We start from the raw sequence: 3,848 nt of genomic DNA on the forward strand, positions 1-3,848 counted from the left end.
ACCCGCTTGACCCGCGGCCACAGCCCGCGGGACATATCCCTGCACGGGTCAGTTCTCGATGAAAACCCCGGGTCAGTTCTCAGCGAAACTCAACACTGGGGAGAAGCGATTGCCCTTCGCCTGGTTCTCGGTGCGTGTGACCACTCGTAGGTTCCAGGGGACGTGCAGACCGCAGACTGCAGTACTGATAAGCGGCACGATGTGATCCACATCGTGTCGTATGCCGGAGGCCCGTGTTAGACGCGCCGCTTCCGCATAGATGAGGGTCATAACGGCCAAGTCCGCCCATCGAGGAGTTGCCTGCCGCCTTTGTGCGCGGCGCTTTGCCGCCTGTGCTGCAGCCTTTTCTGGGTTCGCGCGGCACCATTTCAGTGTGTAGGCGCAGTGACGTTGAGGGTCGGAAGCGTAGTAGCTGCGCCGCTTCTTGCGCACAGCTTCGGCATTTTTGGCCCGCCATCTTGCCATCTTGGCTCGATTTCGGGCCCGATGCTCGTCCAAGTTGATCGTGGCTCGACCCCGGGCATAGGCGTTTGCGCGGTCGCGATTGGCCTCATGCCACTTTCTGCTCTTCGCGAGGAGCGTGCCCTTGTTCTTGGCATAATAGGCACGGTTGTGCGCTCGAATGCATGCCCGGCATCGGCCGGGATAGTCCCGCAGCTCTCCACACTTTCGGCAGGAACGAACTGCCCGATTGCGAGCCTCTTCCGGCTCGCTTACACCGATCTCAGCCAAGGGCGTCTCATCCACGCTTGAGGTCAGAGGCGGCGTCTGCCCTGCCAGGGGCGGCGCCGTCTCGCATTTTGCTCGCGGCTGGGATCACCCGCAACGCAAAACCCAGGGAGCGCGAATGACAATCCGCGCCATTGCCTGATGCTGACCCTCCGCACCTCCAAGGAACTCATCTGGCTGGATGTGGTCGCGCCTGGCGTCCGGGTGTGGGTGCCACCCCTTGACGTGGCGGCACTGCGTGCGGCCGAGTACCGCGCCATGAAGGCAGCATCCGAGGCCAAGGCAACGGCCGGCATCCCGGACGACGAGCCGCCCTCCGACGCTCAGGTGGGCGTGCTGGAGGGGGCCTTCACCCAGGGGCGCATTCGGGCACTGGCGGACCGCATCGTGAAGTGGGAGGGCGTGGTGGACGAACAGGGCGTGCCGCTGCCGGTCACGCCCGAGGCTCTCGACGCCTTCGCTGCCCACCCCCAGGCCGGCCTGGCGTTCATCCGGGCCTATGAGCAGCCGGTGAAGGCCGTGGTGGCGGAGGGAAACGGCTCCGCGCCCTCCTCCGATGGCGCTTCGGTGGAGGGGCGGAATACTGCGACGGTTGCCCCCAGCGATGCGCCGAGTGCCCCGGGGTCGTCCACGCTCCCGAAACCGAAGCGGGCGCGGCCTGCGAAGCAGCGGTGAAGGCCTGCATCCGCGGGGGGTTAGCGGGTGCGGAGGTGGACATGGCGGGCGCCATTGCCCTGGCGACCGGCATGGGGGTGGAACCGGCGACGGCCGCGCCGCTCCTCGCGGCGTGTGCGGAGGGCATAAGGCTCGCCCGGCAGGACCGGGCGGAGCGCGAGGAAGAGGCGGGCGAGTAGGCTTAGAACGCCCCCGCATCGCCGCGACGCATTTCTGCAATGCAGGCATTATTGTTTTCGAAGCGGAAGATTAGATGGACCCAAGTGGCCGTGTCACTTAAAGCCATCGCGGAAAGCTCGATGTTATTTACACTGTTCGGCAAGGGTCGTTCGGCAGACCTCCTCCAAGTAGCTGTATATACTCTCTCCTTCGACCTTATTCCCATCGTCCAATCCGCAGGTCGGTTCCATATGGAACCTTGCATCAGAAAGTTGTCCAGCTTTGATGGGCCGTACACCGTCTCTAATTGCCCGATTACCTGCCGCATCGCGGAACGAATGCTTATGCCATACCTGTCGTCCCGGTGAGTTTTCCCGATTGCTGACACAGCACAAACACCATGTGATTGCGTTACCAAGACGCTAACACTTTCAAACTCACTATGTGCTTTCGGAGGTTCGACTTGGGCAAGGCCGTTTTCGGGCGGTCTAGTAACCCGGAGTTGGTCAAGTGGGGTTCCTTGGGAGATCCCAAATGGCTGCGCTAAGGCGGGAGAGCCAAGGGCTAGCAGCCAAAACGTAAATGCGAAAAAGCGCGGCACGTTTTTCTCCATTCGGCATGATGTTCCCACGGATATGCAGCTTCGCAGGGCAGCGATCAGCCAGCGGGCGAAACGATAGAGGAGGGCGTGAATGAGCGGTAGCCGCAGCATCGTCCTCACCCTCTCCACCAAAGGGGCGGAGAAGGTCCGGGCCGACCTAGAGGCTCTGGGCCCCGCAGGAGAGGCGGCGCTTAAGCGGCTCGACGACGCAGCCCGACGCTCGGTTGGTGGGACGACCGCCGCTGCGGCCGGCACCGACACCCTTCGGCAGCGTCTCGGTGGCCTGGGGCTGCAGCTGCAGGACGTGGCCGTCCAAGCCCAGATGGGCACGAACGCTCTGACCATTCTGGGCCAACAGGGACCCCAGATTGCCAGCATCTTCGGGCCGGCCGGCGCGATCGCTGGCGCGGGCATTACCGTCGCAGCGTTCGCTGGACAGCTCGCCCTAGCTGCGCTGAACGGGAAGCAGCTGGACGACGTCTTCAAGCAGATCGATGCTTCATCCCGCCTTGCTGACGAGGCCGCCAAGCAGCTGGTAAAGGGCCTGGAGGAGGAAGCCGAGCGGCTCAACCGCCTCGCCGCCGCGTACCGCGAGTATAGCGCCGCCGCTCTCGCCGGGGAGCGCGCCCGCCTCACTCGCGAGCGGAACGACTTGGAGCAATCCACTCGGTCCGTGGTGAGCGGCCTCGACGCAGGTACTTTCGGGCTCGGCTCCATCCGCCGGGCGGCCCAAGGGGCTACGGCCTCAGGTGGAGAAGGTCCGACCGCCGCAGAGCAGTCGGCACTCGCCCGCCTGGACGAGCTGAACAATGCTGCCGAGATCACCCGCACGAAGATCCTTGAGATTATCGGGCAGTTCGATGCGGCCGCGCAGGCGGGGGGGCCATTCGCGTCCTCCATGGAGCGCATCGCCCGTGCACTGCAAGACCAGATTGGTCCTCTGACCGAGAGCGGCGAGAAGGCGCGGCAGAACGCGGCCAACCTCGCCCTAATCAGCGAGGCATCTGGTCCGGCCGCGACTGGCGTGGCTGGTGTGGGCACGGCTGCCAACCGCACGGAGGGGCAGGTTGGTGGACTGAACTCGGCGCTGGATGGCACACGCCAGCGGCTGCTTGCACTGGCGCAGGCCCGTGTCGAGAACCCCTTCGCGGACGTCCAGGAAAGCATGCAGCGCATCCAGGCGCTGCGCGCTGCGCTTGAGCGGGGAGGTACTGAGGCTTTCGCCCAGGAGCAGCGACGGCAAACAGCGCAGGCGCAGATTGCTCGCCGCGTAGAGCAGGACGTTGCGGATCTCGAAAAGGCGCTGAAGGACGCGAGTATCTCCGGTGAAGAGGCGGAGCGCCGCCTTGCTGCGGCGCGCACCGAAGCCACGCGACGCCGCACTGAAGAGGCGACCGACGAGGCGAAGCTGCTGAACGATGTCGAGGCCCGCCGCAAGGCGGAGGCCGACGCCCGCCGCGAGGCCACCGCAGGGCGCACGGCTGCCCGCAAGGAAGAGCGCGAGGCAGCCGCGGAGCGCCAGGCTGCCCTGCGCGTCGAAGCCGAACTCTATGAAAAGGCGGTGCAGACCCGCTCGGGGCTGCTCTCCATAGATGCCGTAATGGGCCGGCCGCCTGGGCTTGGGCGGTAGGGCGGCTGTCCCTCAGAGTGATGGTGTGTGGAACGGGGTCCGAACGGGTCGGCC

Annotated in this window: 4 protein-coding genes; 3 read left to right on the top strand and 1 reads right to left on the bottom strand. The window is 65.2% G+C overall.

What is annotated here, in order from left to right; translation table 11 throughout:
* Nucleotides 1-72: 72 nt before the first annotated feature.
* A complete protein-coding gene (locus tag BUB97_RS26070) occupies nucleotides 73-732 on the bottom strand; it encodes a hypothetical protein (RefSeq protein ID WP_139281466.1) in 660 nt (219 codons plus the stop codon).
* A gap of 138 nt (nucleotides 733-870) precedes the next feature.
* Between BUB97_RS26070 and BUB97_RS25310 the strand changes: the two genes are divergently transcribed.
* The 3 genes from BUB97_RS25310 (at nucleotide 871) to BUB97_RS25320 (ending at nucleotide 3,794) form a co-directional block, all read left to right on the top strand.
* Complete coding sequence (locus BUB97_RS25310; RefSeq protein WP_073140711.1) at nucleotides 871-1,404, top strand: hypothetical protein; 534 nt, start codon at nucleotides 871-873, stop codon at nucleotides 1,402-1,404.
* A gap of 41 nt (nucleotides 1,405-1,445) precedes the next feature.
* Nucleotides 1,446-1,583: a hypothetical protein gene (locus tag BUB97_RS26505; RefSeq protein WP_175562752.1), complete on the top strand. Its 138-nt coding sequence runs from the start codon at nucleotides 1,446-1,448 to the stop codon at nucleotides 1,581-1,583.
* A gap of 672 nt (nucleotides 1,584-2,255) precedes the next feature.
* Entirely contained in the window at nucleotides 2,256-3,794 is a 1,539-nt protein-coding gene (locus tag BUB97_RS25320; RefSeq protein ID WP_073140717.1) for a coiled-coil domain-containing protein, read from the top strand.
* The last annotated feature ends 54 nt before the right edge of the window (nucleotides 3,795-3,848 follow it).

The sequence above is a fragment of the Muricoccus roseus genome (genome assembly GCF_900141905.1).
In the GTDB taxonomy this organism is placed as follows: domain Bacteria; phylum Pseudomonadota; class Alphaproteobacteria; order Acetobacterales; family Acetobacteraceae; genus Roseomonas; species Roseomonas rosea.